Genomic DNA, 16,292 nt, shown 5'->3' on the forward strand with positions numbered 1-16,292 from the left:
CTCCCTATGATTAGTATATGAATAATTCCGGTCTTTTAAGAACGCAGCAGCAGACCTGCCGCACCAATAATACCGGCGTCATTGCCAAGCGCTGCAGGTACAATCGTAACACCGGTCTGCAGAGGGGCAGGCGCCAGCTTGGCGAACACCCGGCGGACTTCATCGAACAGAATATCGCCTGCCTTGGAGACTCCGCCGCCGACGATGAATACTTCAGGGTTCAGAACCGCTGCAACGGAGGCCATCGATTTACCCAGGTAGAAGGCCGCTCGGTTCACAATCCGCAGCGCAGCCTCATCGCCTGCCTTGGCGGCATCGAATACTTCCTTCGCAGCGATTTTTTCAACAGTGGACAAGGAGGTCCGGTCCCCGCGTGCTACAGCATCGTTCGCCATACGGATAATGCCTGTCGCTGAGGAAACGGTTTCCAAACAGCCCATGTTCCCGCAGCCGCACTGGATCGCTTCCAGATCGGGCACCACGGAGATATGTCCAAGCTCGCCGGCCAGACCGGCAAAGCCCTGATACACCTTACCATTAATAATAATACCGCCGCCGACACCCGTACCGAGCGTATAGCAGACACAATTCTCGATGCCGCGCCCTGCACCGCTCCAGGCTTCGCCCAGTGCAGCCACGTTGGCATCATTGTCTATTTTGACTGGCTTGTTCAAACGACCCTCCAGAATGGAGCGGATCGGCACATCTCTAAATCCTATGTTGGGCGCAAGGATGATGATACCTTCACGAATATTCGTAAATCCGGCCAGTCCCGCACCCACACCAGCCAGCTGGTCCCAGGAGTACGGAGAGTCCTCCACAATCTGGCGTACATACTTCTCGATATTATCGATGACAGCATCGACGCCATCCGCAGTCCCTGTCGGACCTTCGTAAGTGTGCAGCAGGCTTCCCTCGGCATTACAGATTCCAACCTTAATCGTGGTACCACCTAAATCCACGCCAACGTAGATATGTTCAGACATGTTACAAGCCACCTTTTTCTATGCTAAAATAGTTAATCCTACGTACCCACTATAATAGAAGCCTCCCCTGCGGTCAAGGAAAGGCGATACACCCGGGGCAATGGACTTCAGTTCTTATTTGTTAACAAAAAGACTTTCTCACCAGGCAGGCAAGAAAGTCCGTTCATTCTCTTCTATTGTAGGGTGCCAGATGCCTTAATGCTATTCGGACAAAATTCGCTTCTGGCCCTCCAGGGCACGGATCGGTGCAATATTCTGGGTGAATTCCAGCGTCCCCATATAACGGCCGTCTGCATCCCGTACAGCGAAATAACGGATATAGATGAATTTATCCTTGATGTTAATCCAGAAATCCTCGGCATCCTTCACTCCCGCCTTGAAATCAGCGAGCAGCTTCTCGACAACATGCACGCTTTGCGGCGGATGGCAGTTCTGTACGGTGCGGCCGATAACGGCCTTCGTCCGGGCGAAGATCCTTTCCTTGCCATGCGAGAAGTAGCGGACAACATCGTTCTCATCGATAAAGGTGAGGTCCACCGGCAGATGATTCATCAGCGTCTCGAGCTGGTGGAGCGACAGCAGTCCGGTCTCGAACCGGATGAAGCCCTGCGGGGACAGGCCTTCCCCTTCTTCCGCCGGAACATCAGCACCCTCAGGCTCCGCTGCACGTTCCGGTATCCATTCCTGGTCGGGCGCAGTCAGGCAGAAGCCGATTTCATCGCTTTCGCGGGCGATCCGGACCCACTCATCCTCAGTCAGCTTATCCAGCGCCATCGGGAGCAGAATATTCTCCTCCTTGAAGATCATCTCATTGACTTCCTTAATGATCTCCTCCAGTGCGGCTGTAATCTGCCCGCTGTCCCCGTTATAGGCGCTAAGCGCCTTCTTGGCTTCCTTGATCATATTGCGGATTCCGTCATCCACTCCCCACATTACCTTCGTAGGACCGTATATGCCGTACTTCTCCAGGTAAGGGAACAGCAGATTCTCCTTACGGCTGTAGTGCTTGTCGAGATCCAGCAGCAGACTAAGGTCCTCCAGCAGCTTGAAAATAATCTCCTCGCTGGCGTTCTTCTTGAACTTATCTGCATGCAGCTCCAGCCGGAAGTTGACCAGACGCTCGATCTCGCGGTTCTCCAGCTTGAACGTATGCACGGGATGACCGGGCTGCTCCTCGGGCTTAGAAGAACGGTGAATCTGTTCAATCGAGCCTTTGAAAATCGCCGTATGCACAGAGCAGAGGCGCTGTACTTCCTCTACCGGAATGCCTTCCTCGGTCATCAGGGAGTGCTCCATGGCGGAGATTTCCTCCACCGTAACATCGCCTACCGCCTCTTCAAATCGCGCCTTAACCTCCTCCACGCTTTTGCCCGCATGCAGCTCCTTGATGATCTCTCTCAGCATAGCCTGGCGGCGTGTCTGTTCCGGCACATCGACCTCGCGGTTATTAATCAGTTCGCTCATCGCAATCTCTCCTTCTATTCTATAATCTCGAAACCATGCTGCCAAAAGGCCCGCCGAACGGTTTCCAGCTCTATTTTCTTTAACTTCATTCCTTTAGACAGGGTCATGAACCGTCCTGCGGTCTGCAGCATTCCAGGCTTCGCAATATCACGGAATCCCAGCTCTACCATGATCTCCACCACTTCCGGGTGCCTGGTTACCAGCTCAAAGACCGATTCATCCAGCTTCAACGCTTTGCTCATCCTTTTGCACACCTCACTAATGAGAACTCTTCTCAAGCAACAGCTTAGCATAGGTCACAGAGGTGAATTGTGATTGTAATCACTAACTATAAAAAGACTATCCCCGCAAGCCTTTCAGCTTGGGAGATAGCCTAAGAATGTTGCGATTCCGCTATATTAGCAGCTAAATTACAGTGATTTGCTCCATCTATGAGAATTACGGATATCATGCGAAATCCGCATGCTGCAGAATTTAGGACCGCACATCGAACAGAAATGCGCCTGCTTCGCCCCCTCTGCCGGAAGGGTCTCGTCATGATACGCGAGCGCCCGTTCCGGGTCGAGGGAGAGATGGAACTGGTCGCGCCAGCGGAACTCGAACCGCGCCTTGGACAGCGCATCATCCCGGTCCTGCGCCCCCGGATGTCCCTTGGCGAGGTCTGCGGCATGTGCAGCGATTTTATAGGTAATGACGCCTTCGCGCACATCATTCTTGTCAGGCAGGCCTAAATGCTCCTTAGGTGTAACGTAACACAGCATCGCCGTCCCGAGCCCCCCGATTATCGCTGCCCCGATGGCCGAAGTGATGTGATCATAACCGGGTGCAATATCCGTAGTCAGCGGGCCGAGGGTATAGAAAGGGGCTTCGTGGCAGATCTCAAGCTGCTTGTCCATATTCTCCTTAATCTTGTGCAGCGGCACATGGCCCGGACCTTCGACCATGACCTGAACATCGTGCTTCCAGGCTAGTAGCGTCAGTTCTCCCAGTGTCTCCAGCTCGGCGAACTGAGCTTCATCATTGGCATCGGCGATAGAGCCGGGACGCAGGCCATCCCCCAGCGAGAAGGCCACATCATACGTCTTCATAATCTCACATATATCCTCGAAGTGTGTGTACAGGAAGTTCTCCTGCTGATGAGCCAGGCACCAGGCGGCCATAATCGATCCGCCCCGGGATACGATGCCGGTCATTCTCCGGGCAGTCAGCGGAATATAGCGCCGCAGTACCCCGGCATGAATGGTGAAGTAATCCACTCCCTGCTCCGCCTGCTCAATCAGCGTGTCACGGTAGAGCTCCCAGGTTAAATCCTCGGCTATGCCGTTCACCTTCTCCAGCGCCTGGTATAAGGGCACTGTCCCGACCGGCACAGGAGAATTGCGGATTATCCACTCCCGGGTGGTATGGATCTTAGAGCCGGTGGAGAGATCCATGATGGTATCTGCCCCCCAGCGGGTTGCCCACCGCATCTTCTCCACCTCTTCTTCAATAGAAGAAGTGACCGCAGAATTTCCGATATTCGCATTGATCTTCACGAGGAAGTTACGGCCGATAATCATCGGCTCACTCTCCGGGTGATTGATATTGGCCGGAATGATGGCGCGGCCTGCGGCCACCTCATCCCTTACGAACTCCGGCCGGATATTCTCACGGATCGCAATATACTCCATTTCCGGTGTTATGATCCCTTGCCTTGCATAATACAGCTGGGTCACATTGCCGCCTGCATAGGCCCGCCGGGGATTCCTGCACAGTCCTGGATGAGCTTCTGCGGCAGCCCCTTCTCTGCGGATTCCGTTATCCTCCGGCCGGACGGCTCTTCCGGTGTATTCCTCCGAATCGCCGCGTTCCTCAATCCAGCATGAACGGTGCGGCGGCAGTCCCCTCCGAATGTCCGTCTCCTCCGCGGCATCCGTGTACATACCGCTTGTGTCATAGACCCGCAGCGGAGCATTGTCCTCTTCCCCGGCAACGCCTTCGGTTCTGCTGAGGCTGATCTCCCGCATCGGAACCCGGATATCCGGGCGTGAGCCCTCCACATACACTTTACGGCTCGCGGGGAATCCGGAAAGATTCACCTCTTCGTTCTTGAGCATTCCTGTCATTTCAATCTCCTCCTCTTCGCTCTGTACACTCATCAGATAAGAGGTCACGCAGCAGATTGAGCTGAAGAATCTATAGATTCCTGCAAGTCAAAAAGCCGCTCCACCTGGAGCGGCTTTATTAAAGGAACAGCCAAATAAGACTGTATTCAAAAAAGGTCCGACTCCACTTTCCTACGCTGGTATGATCCAGATCAGGTTCAAGGGTCCGGAAATTCAATTTTCCCGTCTCAGCCTATTCAGGCTCCCCTAGTGGGTATCTTATCTAATTAAATGCATTCTACCAGTTTGGGTAATTGTTGTAAACCCGTTATTTGTCCAGCGATTCGCTCCAGTCGTGCACCATCGTGCCTTCCAGGAACTTCTCAGCATCCATGGCGGCCATACAGCCGGTCCCTGCTGCCGATATCGCTTGACGGTAACGCGTATCCTGCACATCGCCGCAGGCGAATACGCCTGGGATGTTGGTCTCGGTGGTACCCGGGTTCACCACGATATAGCCATTAGCATCCGTGTTGATTTGCCCGCCCAAGAAGGCTGTGTTCGGTGTGTGTCCAATCGCTACGAACACGCCGTCTGCTTCTACCAGCTCTGTCAGACCTGTCTCATTATTAAGCACCGTAAGGCCCTTCACTCCGGTCTCTCCTACCGTTACTTCAACCGGTGTGCGGTTCAAGGCCCAGGTTACCTTACTGTTGTCACGCGCCCGGTCCTGCATGATCTTCGAGGCCCGCAGCTCGGGACGGCGGTGAACCAGCGTTACGCTGGACGCAAAGCGGGTCAGGAAGCTGGCTTCCTCCATGGCGGAGTCTCCGCCGCCGACGACGACAATCTTTTTATTACGGAAAAAGAAGCCGTCACAGGTCGCACAGGTGCTGACCCCGCGTCCCACATTCTCCTGCTCGCCCGGGATGCCCAGATATCTTGCAGAGGCCCCGGTTGAAATAATAACTGATTCTGCTTCCAGTACACCCATCCCGTCCACTGTTACCTTGAACGGGCGCTGTGAGAAGTCCACCGACTCCACCCAGCCGTTCTTGAATTCAGCGCCGAAGCGTTCCGCCTGCTTGCGCATATTGTCCATCAGGTCCGGACCCAGAATCCCTTCAGGGAAGCCTGGAAAGTTCTCCACTTCTGTCGTCGTTGTCAGTTGTCCACCCGGCTGCAAGCCTTCAATGACCAGCGGGCTCAGGTTCGCACGCGCCAGATAAATCGCGGCAGTCAGCCCGGCCGGGCCTGTTCCGATTACAATCGTTTTGTACATTACATTGGCCTCCTTACAAGTAGGTGTTCTTACAACAGCAATTGCTTCAAATACGGGTAGTGGACGGCGATAAGCCGCCGGTTCCGGGCAGCATCCCCTTGGGTCCGGGAGCAGCCGCAGGCTCCTGCTCTTCGCCGGGCGAGCCGCCGGCTTCATTCAGGTTCTCCCCGATCAGCCGCTGAAGGCTGAACAATGCCGCCTCCTGCAGGCGGTCCTCCTTCAGCGGCTCCTGCTCCAGAACTCCGCGCAGTACCTCGGACATCTCCTCGTCCTCAATCCAGCGGAGAGCCTCGGTCACCTGAAGCTTCGTAGCGGAATCGCCGTAGCGCAGCGCCCAGAAGAACGAGGCGCGCAGCAGCGGATTATTCCGCACTTCTTCAGTGAATCTGCCCGTATTGCCCTTCCACTGCTTCAGCTGCTCCTGGAAGGGCAGCTGATAGTTATAGCTGACTGCAGGCATAGGCTGTCCTTCTGCCCGGGCCTGCTGGAGCTGGGACAGGAAGAACGCCGGGACAGCGGAAGCAGGGTCCAGCTTGGCTGCCTGTCTCCAGCAGCGCAGTGCCTCATCATGTCTTCCGCTATTGCTTGCCGCCGCCGCACAGTAATGATACAGCCCGGCGTCTCCGGCGACCTCCTCGTCCTTCAGCAGACGGCGGAAATGGCTGTAAGCGGCAGCGTGCCGGCCCAGGATACCCATGGTTGTAGCCATTTTGAATACATGCTCCTGATGGAACGGCACTGTTGCTTCAAGCATACCCAGCAGCGTCGCAAGCTGTTCCTTATCTCCTGCATACTGCAGGAAGATGGCCATATTGCACAGAGCGTGCAGATTGCCGGGGTCTTGCTTCAGCACCTCATTCAGACATTCCTTCGCCTTGGCGAACCGGCCCATATAGAAATGAGCCAGTGCCAGATTATTATGCGCAGCCAAAAAATCCGGGGTGCCCGCAGTGATCTCCTCCAGCAGTTCTACAGCCTGAGGGAACTTACCCTCCTCCAGCAGACTCCGCGCCCGGTCATGCTCTACGACTCCCTCACGGCTGCGGATACGCACCAGCGGAGCAGGCCGGTTCAGCTCATATTGCAGCAGCTCCATCAGTTCTTCGGATTCGGTCATGAACTCGCCGTTAGCATCCTCTTCCAAGTAAGTGACCAGCGAACGCTCCGCCTCTTCAAAGCTTTCCATATTGGCGAAGTTATTAGCCATGTAGAAATGGCATTCCGTCATAGCGGGGTCGATCTTCTCCAGAACATGGATAAGAATCTCGTTAGATGCGGTATAATTGCCCATCTCAGATAATATACCCGCCATATTGCAATGATTCACCGGATTATCCGGCTCATATTCAACAGCTTTGCGAAAATTTCTTAATGCCTTATCATATTGAAAGCGGTCCAGCGACCGAACGGCTCTTTCAAAGAAAAAATTGGCATCCAGAGTGACCGGAATGACATTACTGTGCTCCGCGACATTCTCTGAAGTTCTCTCTATCATGGAAGCAAGGCACCTCCCTTGTTTCAGCTTCCCTAGCCTTACCTGTTCGTTTCCATTTATGGTCTCGGCTGTCTTCTTCACACAGTATACCACATGTGGCAACGAGATTCTCAAGTCTCAGGGAGAGAGCTGACGGGAGGGAAAAGCTCAAGTGGAAACGGCTTTGCCGTCCTTTCAGGGACGGCACCCGTTTCAGCGAGAAATAGAAGGATAGGTTATCTTGTGCCTCATTCACAATAAAAAAGACGCGGGAGTTAAATCCCCGCGTCTCTGAACAGCTTATCTATGGAACCGCCCTCGATAATAATACGCGTGGCCTCAGCCAGCATGGGAGCTACCGAGAGCACTGCGAATCTGCTGGAATGCTCATCCGGCAGGGCAATCGAATCGGTAATGACAATCTCGTCGATATTGGGATGATCCATCCGCTCAAGCGCATCCCCGGAAAACAGTCCGTGCGTAGCACAGACGATACTGTTCCGGGCGCCCCGCTCCTTCAGGCCCTCCACCACATTGACGATAGTCGTTCCGGTATCAATAAGATCCTCTATAATGATCGGCGTCCTGCCTTCCACATCACCAATGACATGCGTAATCACCGATTCATTATGCGCCGGACGCTTCTTGATCATGATGGCGAACGGCGAATCCAGCCGGCTGGCCAGCTTCTCCGCCATAGACGCGCGTCCCGCATCCGGGGAGACCACGACCAGATCGGTAAGCCCCTTCACCTTCAGATAACCGCTGATCAGATCAAGCGCAGTCAGATGATCCACCGGAATATTGAAGAATCCCTGTATGGCTGCAGCATGCAGATCAATCGTAATGACGCGCGTTGCGCCGGCGGTGGTCAGCACATCGGCGACCATTTTGGCCGAGATCGGCTCACGTGGTGCGGACTTACGCTCCTGCCGGGCGTACCCGTAATAGGGAACGATAATGTTCACCGTTCTGGCCGATGCGCGCTTGGCGGCATCAATCATGACCAGCAGCTCTACAAACAGCTCGTTAATCGGATGAGCCAGGGATTGCACCAAAAATACGTCGCAGTTCCGGATGCTCTCTTCATAATGCACATAAATCTCGCCGCTTTTGAAACGGGTCAGCTTGATCTGGCCAAGCGGCGCACCAAGGCGCTCCGCAATATCAGCGGCAAGCTTCGGATTCGACGAACCGGAAAAAATCCGTAATTGATGATGCATAGTACCCTCCTGGGATTATAAATTTATATATTGAACGGAACGGATGTACGGCGGCGTCCTTCAAAGACGGCCAGTTCGCGGAAGCCGGTGCGCCAGAGCATGTCCCGGGCCTCTGTTAAGCCGTCTCCCAGCTTCATGGGATCATGCGCATCAGAGCCAACCGTGAGCGGAATGCCTAGCGCAAGTGCCTGGACCAGCACATGCTCTGCCGGAAACATCTCGGCGCACGGCTTGGTCAGCCCGGAAGCATTCAGCTCCATGGCGGTTCCGCTGCGGGCGATGATCTTCAGCGTATCCAGCTCAAGGGCTCTGGCCTCCGCCAGGTCCTCCGGCGTCCGGGGTCCGTAACCGAACCTTTTGATGACGTCCATATGTCCTATAATATCATATAATCCCGATAACGCCGACTTCTGTACAGCATCATAATAGCGGCGGTATACCGCCATTACATCCTGGCCTTCCCAGCCATGGGTCTGCCGGTGGTCGGTAATATCCCATTCTCCCAGGAAATGCACCGAGCCAATAAGATAATCCCACGGATAGGGTGCCAAAAGCTCGCGGATCTGTTCCTCATATCCCTCAATATAATCCGCCTCCAGCCCCACCCGCAGCTCAATCGTGCCCCGGTAGCGCTCCTTCAGTGTAAGGCATTCCTCCACATATCGCGGAAGCTCCGCAAGGGGCATAGCCATCTCGGGATAGTAGTGGTCCGGGTCGACATGGATAAGCGGCAGATGATCCGACAGCCCGAGCTGCTCAAGCCCCAGAGCGATGCCCCGCTGCACATACTCCTCCAGCTTCCCGACCGCATGACCGCAGCGTTCATGATGGGTATGATAATCGATGTGCATGCTGAAAGTTCCTCCTAATCGCGGCGAGGCCGTTCATGGCGGGCGCTCAGCTCTTCCAGAATCTCATCCAGCGGAAGCTTGCGCTCCTGCAGCAGCACCAGCAGGTGATAGATCAGATCGCTGACCTCCAGGCGCAGCTCGGCATTATCCTTGTTTTTGGCGGCAATGATCGTCTCAGAGGCTTCCTCACCGACCTTCTTCAGGATCTTGTCCACGCCCTTGTCGAACAGATAGGTCGTATACGCCCCCTCAGGACGGTTCACCTCACGCTCGGCAATCACACGCTCCAGCTCCCCAAGTACTGCAAACCGGCCGCTCTCTGCTTCAGCAGCGTTCACGGCAGCCCCGGCAGTGTCAGTTACGTTTGCAGGTGAATCGAGCGGAATCTCGCGGAAGAAGCAGCTGTTCTCCCCGGTATGGCAGGCCGGTCCCTCCGGCACTACCTTCACCAGCAGCGTATCGCTGTCACAATCGTAATGGATCGAGGTGATCGCCTGCGTATTGCCGGACGTCCCCCCCTTATGCCACAGCTCGCTGCGTGAACGGCTCCAGAACCAGGTCTGGCCGCTCGCAAGGGAGCGCTGCAGCGACTCAGGATTCATATAGGCGAACATTAATACCTCCAGAGTGCGCGCATCCTGAATGACAGCAGGCAGCAGGCCTGATTCATTCCAGCGGATGCCGGACACTGCCTCTTGCTGGCTCTGTGCAATAGTCTTTTTATCCTCGCTCATCGGATCTCTACTCCTCTTTGCTTCAGATCAGCCTTCAGATCATGAATAGCAATCTCTTTATAGTGAAAAATGGTTGCCGCAAGTCCGGCATCTGCCCGGCCTTCCGTAAATACATCATAGAAATGTTCAATTCTCCCGGCCCCGCCGGAAGCAATCACTGGAATACTCAGCAGATCACTTACTGCCGCCGTCAGCTTCAGGTCGAAGCCGTCCTTGGTCCCGTCCGCGTCCATACTTGTAAGCAGAATCTCGCCGGCCCCCAGCCGCTCAGCTTCCTTGGCCCAGTTCAAGGCCCGGATGCCAGTGGGCGTACGTCCGCCGTGCGTATACACTTCCCATTCGCCCCAAGCCTCATTATATTTGGCATCCATCGCCACTACAATGCATTGCGAGCCGAAGTGACGGGCCCCTTCCAGAATTAGCCGGGGGTTATTGACAGCTGCCGTGTTAATGCCGATCTTGTCCGCTCCGGCACGCAGAATCCGCTTCATATCCTCCGGGGTCGAGATGCCCCCGCCCACCGTGAAGGGAATGGCAATCTCACCTGCCGTCTGCCGCACCACTTCAATCATGGTCGCCCTGCCTTCCACAGAAGCGGAAATATCCAGGAATACCAGCTCATCCGCGCCCTCGCGGTCGTACAGCGCCGCAAGCTCCACCGGATCTCCGGCATCGCGCAAATTCACAAAATTCACGCCTTTTACCACACGCCCGTCCTTCACATCCAGACAGGGAATAATCCGTTTCGCCAACATTCCAAGACCCCTCCCTAGTATAGACTTACCGCAATCCGGAGGACTGGCCCAGGGCCTGCAGCGCTTCAGCCAGATCAATATTGCCGGTATACAGCGCCTTGCCCACAATCGCCCCGCCGATTCCGCTGCCGCTATGTACGTTCAGGCGCTGCAGATCATTAAGGCTGGTCACTCCGCCTGAGGCGATTACGCTGCGGCCGCTTGCCTTGGCCATAGACAGAATGCCTTCCACGTTCGGCCCCTGCATCATCCCGTCACGGGAGATATCGGTATAGATGAAGGTCTCGGCACCTTTGGCGGCCAGCTCTCTGGCCAGATCTTCCGCGCGGACCTCAGACGTATTAAGCCAGCCGTGCGTAGCCACATAGCCGTTGCGGGCATCGATGCCGATGGCAACTTTGTCGCCGTATTTGGCAAGAACTGCTTCTGTAAAAGCCTGATCATTAATGGCCGCCGTTCCGATAATCACCCGGCTGACGCCGAGGCCCAGCAGCTTCTCAACATCGGCAAGAGTACGGAGACCCCCGCCGACCTGTACAGGAACATTCGCATGCTTCGCAATGGCTCCAATGATGGCATCATTCACGGGGCAGCCTGCTTTGGCTCCGTCCAGATCCACCAGATGGATATACTGCCCGCCCTGCTCTTCCCATGACTTAGCTACCTCTACCGGACTGTCGTTATAGATCGTCTCTTGGGCATAATCACCCTGCTGCAGCCGGACACACTTGCCGTCCCGGATATCAATCGCCGGATATAGGATAAAAGAAGACATGAATACTCCCCGCTTTCATTGCAAATTAGTGATTTAGGCAGGCTAAGCCTGCTGTGCCTGGAGCCTCAGGAAATTACCCAGCAGCTTGATGCCAAGCTCCCCGCTCTTCTCCGGGTGGAACTGCATACCGTAGACATTGCCGCGGCCCACAATAGCCGTTACCGGATGTCCGTAGTCTGTAACGGCCAGCAGCTCGCTGTCCGCCGCGAGTGCATGATAGGAGTGCACGAAGTACACATGGCCCTCCGTCAGACCGGTTAGCAGCGGACTCTCCGGCTGGCGGAAGCTCAGCTTGTTCCAGCCCATGTGTGGCACCTTGTAGCCGTCCCGGGGGGCGAAGCGCACCACTGCGCCGGGCAGAAGCTCCAGCCCCTGATGCTCGCCATGCTCCTCGCTGCTGCTGAACAGCAGCTGCATCCCGAGGCAGATGCCCAGCACAGGCTGTCCCGCTTCTGCTGCGGCCCGGACTACCACATCCATTCCGCTCTCGCGGAGGTGTTCCATCGCATCGCCAAAGGCACCGACACCCGGCAGAATGACACTGTCTGCCGCCAAAATCTCGGCGGCATCCGAGGTTACAAGACTCGTATACCCCAGCCGCTCTACCGCCTTACTGACACTGTGCAGGTTGCCCATGCCATAATCGACGATTGCAACGGCCATGCTACAGCACTCCCTTCGTCGAAGGTACGCCCTTCACACGCGGATCTACGATAGTCGCTTCGTCCAGTGCCCGCCCCAATGCCTTGAATACTGCTTCTATCATATGGTGGGTGTTGGAGCCGTAATGTACGATGACATGCAGCGTAATTCTGGCTTCCAGCGCGAATTTCCAGAGGAATTCATGAACGAGCTCCGTGGAGAAGCTGCCCACCTGCTGGGAAGGATACTCCGCCCGGTATTCAAAATGCGGACGGTTGCTGATATCAATCACTACCTGAGCCAGCGCTTCGTCCATAGGGACGAAGACACTGGCGTAACGTTTGATCCCTATTTTGTCGCCCAGCGCTTCGCGCAGAGCCTGTCCCAGACAAATGCCGATGTCCTCTACCGTGTGATGGTCATCAATATCAATGTCACCCCGTGCCTGCACGTTCAGGTCAAACTGACCATGCTTCGTGAACAAGTCCAGCATATGATTCAAGAAAGGCACATCGGTCTCCAGTTCCGAAACCCCGCTGCCGTCTACGGCAAAGGTTAGCTTGATGTCCGTTTCATTGGTTGTACGGCTAAGTCCGGCCTTACGCAGCGCCAGTTCGTTGTTATTGTTCTCCATTTGTGTCTCCACCTTTCGCTTCGTTCGTAAGCCGGATTTCGATGGCGCGTGCATGGCCTTCCAGCCCCTCGCGCCGGGCAAGCTCCATAATCGCCGCCCCGTCCCGCATCAGCGCTTCCTTGCTGTAATAGATCAGACTGGACTTCTTGATGAAGTCATCCACATCTACAGGCGAGGAGAACCGCGCTGTGCCATTCGTCGGTATAATATGGTTCGGTCCGGCGAAGTAGTCGCCGACCGGCTCCGAGCTGTACGGCCCGAGGAAGATCGCTCCGGCGTTCTCAATTGCGCCGGTCAGCCCCATCGGGTCGTTCACCACAATCTCCAGATGCTCCGGCGCCAGCCGGTTCACTACGGAGATGCCCTCCTCAAGCGAGTCTACGACGATAATCGCGCCGTAGTTCTCTACCGAGGCCCGCGCGATTTGCTCGCGCGGCAAGGCCTGCAGCTGCCGCTCGACCTCGGCAGCCACCGCCTCCGCGAGACGCTGCGACGGCGTCACGAGGATCGCCGACGCCATCTCGTCGTGCTCGGCCTGCGAGAGCAGGTCGGCCGCGATGTAGGCGGCTTCGGCGGTATCGTCGGCGAGCACGACGATCTCGCTCGGTCCGGCGATGCTGTCGATGTCGACAGCGCCGTAGACCTCGCGCTTGGCCAGGGCCACGTAGATGTTCCCTGGCCCGCAGATCTTGTCGACCGGCACGATTGATTCCGTGCCGAAGGCGAGGGCGGCGATAGCCTGCGCGCCGCCTACGCGGTAGATCTCGTGTACGCCCGCTTCAGCGGCGGCCACGAGAATATAGGGATCAATACCTTCAGAGCCGCCCGTCGAAGGCGGCGTCACCATCACGATCTCCGGCACCCCGGCGATCTGTGCCGGAATCACGTTCATCAGCACCGAGGACGGGTAGGCCGCCTTGCCGCCGGGAACATAGACGCCCACGCGCTTCAGCGGGCGGATGATCTGGCCGAGGATCGTGCCGTCCGGCTGCAGATCCATCCAGGAATTGCGTTTCTGCCGCGCATGGAACGCACGGATGTTCACGGCTGCTGCGCGGATCGCCGTCACGAAGGACTCCTCTACCCGGCCGTAGGCGGCCTCAAGCTCCTCCGGCGTTACGCGCAGCTGCGCTGGCGTCAGTATAGCGCCGTCGAAGCGCTCCGTATAACGGAGCAGCGCCGCGTCGCCTTCCCGCTTGATATCGGCCACGATTTCACGTACGGCCTTGTTCTGCTCCGGCGTGCCGTATTCCACCTCACGCTGCAGTTTAAATTCCTTACTGGACTGGATCTTCACCGCCGCTTCCCCCTTGAGCTTATAGTTTTGCTTATATTATTTTACCTGCAACCCCGGTTCTGCAATAACAGCCTGCAGCCGGTCGCACAGCTGCTGAATCTCCTCATTCTTCATCCGGTAGCTTACCCGGTTCGCCACCAGGCGGCTGGTAATCTCGAAGATGCTCGTCATCTCCACCAGACCGTTATCCTTCAGCGTCTGGCCGGTTTCTACCATATCCACAATCCGGTCAGCCAGCCCGATCAGCGGTGCCAGCTCGATGGAGCCGTTCAGCTTCACCACCTCCACCTGCTGGCCTTGCTCACGGAAATACCGTGAAGCCACGTTCGGGTACTTGGTAGCTACCCGCTGCTGAATGCCCGGCTGCCAGTTCGGAAGCCCGATAATCGACATCCGGCAGCGGGCGATCCCGAGATCCAGCAGCTCGTACACATCGCGGCTCTCCTCCAGCAATACATCTTTGCCGACAATGCCGATATCCGCCACTCCATACTCTACATAAGTGGGCACATCCACCGGCTTGGCCAGAATGAACTCCATTCCGGCCTCCGGCAAGGAAATCACCAGCTTGCGCGACTCTTCTCCGTCCGGAGGAATCGGCAGTCCCGCCTGACGGAACAGCTCTGCCGCTTTATTGTAAATCCGGCCTTTCGGCATGGCTACCTTAAGAATCTGTGCCATCAATATCCGCCCCCGTTTCGTGTTTCAGCTTCTTTAACATCTGCATCTATATGACATCATGGTTCCATTTCTTAATCTTGCTCCGCTCACCCATGCTCGCTGACAAAAGACACGAACGTGTATATCTCGCCGTAGAGCTCGCCCTCTGCCTGAATAGTATCCGCATCCAGCCGCTTCACGGTCTTCAGCTCCTCCGGGCCGGTTGCCAGCCGTGTAACCACAGCATACCCTTCCGAGCGCAGCCTCGCAGCCTCGGCAAGACCCTCCTGGCGCCGCAGTGCATCGTACTGGACCAGAATCGGCAGCTCTTCCTCTTCCAGCAGCCCGGAGACTCCATCCAGAATACGGTTGGTCTTCAGGGAGAAGCCGGTGGAGGGAATCGGACGCCCGAATTGCTGCAGCAGGTTGTCATACCGGCCGCCGCTGCATACCGGGAAGCCCAGCTCGGAAGCATATCCCTCGAAGGTCATGCCTGTATAGTATGAGAAATCACCGATCATCGTCAGATCAATCAGCACATGCTCCGAGACACCGTAAGCAACCAGCACCTCCCATACCTTGCACAGATGCTCGATCGATGCGCGCGCCACCGGATGGTTGCTCAGCTCCAGCGCCTGACCGCAGATCTCTTTCCCGCCGCGCAGCCGCAGCAGTCCGTCCAGCTCCTGCTTCTGGGCAGCAGACAGCTCAAGACGCCGCAGCGTCTCGCGGAAGGCTACATAATCACGGCTGAGCAGATGGCTCTTCAGCTCCTCCTGAGCCTGGGGCAGGCCAGAGACTGCCTCCTGGAAGAGACCGTCGAGGAAGCCCACATGTCCAATTGCTATTTTAAAAGACTTTACGCCCGCCGCCTGCAGTGAAGCAATTGCCAGCGCGACTACCTCCGCGTCAGCCTCCGGCGAATCGTCACCGACAAGCTCTACACCGGTCTGAAAGAATTCTGCCTCCCGCCCGGCCTCTTCTTCAATGGCCCGGAAGACGTTGGCATGGTAGGACAATCGCAGCGGCAGCGGCTCATCCTTCAATAGAGAGGAGACCACACGGGCTACAGGTGCCGTCATTTCTGAACGCAGTACCAGCGCCTGGCCACGGTTGTTCAGCAATTTATAAAGCTTCTGATCCGATGTAGAGCTGGCTACACCGACCGTATCGTAATATTCAAGAGTAGGCGTAATCATCTGCCGGTAGCCCCAGCGGCTCATACAGTGAAGTACATCCTTCTCGATCTTGCGCAGCTTCGTTACCGCACGCGGGAGATAATCTCTTACGCCGGCAGGCTTTTCAAATCCCTTTGGTTTGGCCATCTTCATTGTTCACCTCATCGGATATGTTAAAGGGTATCATCAAATGCTTTATCATGGTAAAGTGGTAGCAAAGTAAAGTAGTGGCAATATCGTATCACGGACCATC

The 16,292-nt window shown here is 56.1% G+C and carries 16 protein-coding genes and 1 riboswitch; all 16 genes read right to left on the bottom strand.

What is annotated here, in order from left to right:
• Window positions 1-35 precede the first annotated feature (35 nt).
• The gene (locus tag MKY96_RS28020) at window positions 36-986 is read right to left on the bottom strand and encodes an ROK family glucokinase (protein WP_036690067.1); all 951 of its coding nucleotides are present in this window, start codon (window positions 984-986) and stop codon (window positions 36-38) included.
• A 201-nt stretch (window positions 987-1,187) separates the two neighbouring features.
• Window positions 1,188-2,450, bottom strand: a complete 1,263-nt coding sequence (locus tag MKY96_RS28025; protein WP_340945612.1) for a DUF438 domain-containing protein — start codon at window positions 2,448-2,450, stop codon at window positions 1,188-1,190.
• A 14-nt stretch (window positions 2,451-2,464) separates the two neighbouring features.
• On the bottom strand, window positions 2,465-2,692 hold the full coding sequence (locus MKY96_RS28030; RefSeq protein ID WP_340945615.1) for a DUF1858 domain-containing protein: 228 nt from the start codon (window positions 2,690-2,692) through the stop codon (window positions 2,465-2,467).
• A gap of 168 nt (window positions 2,693-2,860) precedes the next feature.
• Window positions 2,861-4,555, bottom strand: a complete 1,695-nt coding sequence (thiC, locus tag MKY96_RS28035) for a phosphomethylpyrimidine synthase ThiC (RefSeq protein ID WP_340945616.1) — start codon at window positions 4,553-4,555, stop codon at window positions 2,861-2,863.
• A gap of 151 nt (window positions 4,556-4,706) precedes the next feature.
• A riboswitch (TPP riboswitch) is annotated at window positions 4,707-4,813 on the bottom strand.
• A 49-nt stretch (window positions 4,814-4,862) separates the two neighbouring features.
• A complete protein-coding gene (gene trxB / locus MKY96_RS28040) occupies window positions 4,863-5,816 on the bottom strand; it encodes a thioredoxin-disulfide reductase (protein ID WP_076077056.1) in 954 nt (317 codons plus the stop codon).
• A gap of 46 nt (window positions 5,817-5,862) precedes the next feature.
• On the bottom strand, window positions 5,863-7,311 hold the full coding sequence (locus tag MKY96_RS28045; protein ID WP_340945618.1) for a tetratricopeptide repeat protein: 1,449 nt from the start codon (window positions 7,309-7,311) through the stop codon (window positions 5,863-5,865).
• A 254-nt stretch (window positions 7,312-7,565) separates the two neighbouring features.
• Window positions 7,566-8,513: a ribose-phosphate diphosphokinase gene (locus tag MKY96_RS28050; protein ID WP_036726251.1), complete on the bottom strand. Its 948-nt coding sequence runs from the start codon at window positions 8,511-8,513 to the stop codon at window positions 7,566-7,568.
• 23 nt (window positions 8,514-8,536) lie between these two features.
• Window positions 8,537-9,364 carry a histidinol-phosphatase HisJ gene (gene hisJ, locus MKY96_RS28055; protein WP_340945619.1) on the bottom strand — a complete coding sequence of 276 codons (828 nt, stop codon included), beginning with the start codon at window positions 9,362-9,364 and terminating at the stop codon, window positions 8,537-8,539.
• Between the two features lie 14 nt (window positions 9,365-9,378).
• A complete protein-coding gene (hisIE, locus tag MKY96_RS28060; RefSeq protein ID WP_340945621.1) occupies window positions 9,379-10,098 on the bottom strand; it encodes a bifunctional phosphoribosyl-AMP cyclohydrolase/phosphoribosyl-ATP diphosphatase HisIE in 720 nt (239 codons plus the stop codon).
• On the bottom strand, window positions 10,095-10,853 hold the full coding sequence (gene hisF / locus MKY96_RS28065) for an imidazole glycerol phosphate synthase subunit HisF (protein ID WP_340945622.1): 759 nt from the start codon (window positions 10,851-10,853) through the stop codon (window positions 10,095-10,097). The genes hisIE and hisF overlap by 4 nt, the downstream gene beginning before the upstream one ends.
• A gap of 25 nt (window positions 10,854-10,878) precedes the next feature.
• Window positions 10,879-11,628 (bottom strand): 1-(5-phosphoribosyl)-5-[(5-phosphoribosylamino)methylideneamino]imidazole-4-carboxamide isomerase, encoded by a 750-nt coding sequence (gene hisA / locus MKY96_RS28070; RefSeq protein WP_340945623.1) that lies wholly within the window; start codon window positions 11,626-11,628, stop codon window positions 10,879-10,881.
• 42 nt (window positions 11,629-11,670) lie between these two features.
• Entirely contained in the window at window positions 11,671-12,291 is a 621-nt protein-coding gene (gene hisH, locus MKY96_RS28075) for an imidazole glycerol phosphate synthase subunit HisH (RefSeq protein WP_340945625.1), read from the bottom strand.
• 1 nt (window position 12,292) lies between these two features.
• Window positions 12,293-12,904 carry an imidazoleglycerol-phosphate dehydratase HisB gene (gene hisB, locus MKY96_RS28080; RefSeq protein WP_340945628.1) on the bottom strand — a complete coding sequence of 204 codons (612 nt, stop codon included), beginning with the start codon at window positions 12,902-12,904 and terminating at the stop codon, window positions 12,293-12,295.
• Window positions 12,891-14,201, bottom strand: coding sequence for a histidinol dehydrogenase (gene hisD / locus MKY96_RS28085; protein ID WP_340945631.1), 1,311 nt, complete (start codon window positions 14,199-14,201; stop codon window positions 12,891-12,893). The genes hisB and hisD overlap by 14 nt, the downstream gene beginning before the upstream one ends.
• A 36-nt stretch (window positions 14,202-14,237) precedes the next feature.
• Window positions 14,238-14,882: an ATP phosphoribosyltransferase gene (gene hisG / locus MKY96_RS28090; RefSeq protein ID WP_036726240.1), complete on the bottom strand. Its 645-nt coding sequence runs from the start codon at window positions 14,880-14,882 to the stop codon at window positions 14,238-14,240.
• A gap of 86 nt (window positions 14,883-14,968) precedes the next feature.
• Window positions 14,969-16,186 (bottom strand): ATP phosphoribosyltransferase regulatory subunit, encoded by a 1,218-nt coding sequence (locus tag MKY96_RS28095; protein WP_340945634.1) that lies wholly within the window; start codon window positions 16,184-16,186, stop codon window positions 14,969-14,971.
• Between the last annotated feature and the right edge of the window lie 106 nt (window positions 16,187-16,292).

Source organism: Paenibacillus sp. FSL R7-0302 (assembly GCF_038006885.1).
GTDB lineage: Bacteria > Bacillota > Bacilli > Paenibacillales > Paenibacillaceae > Paenibacillus_AQ.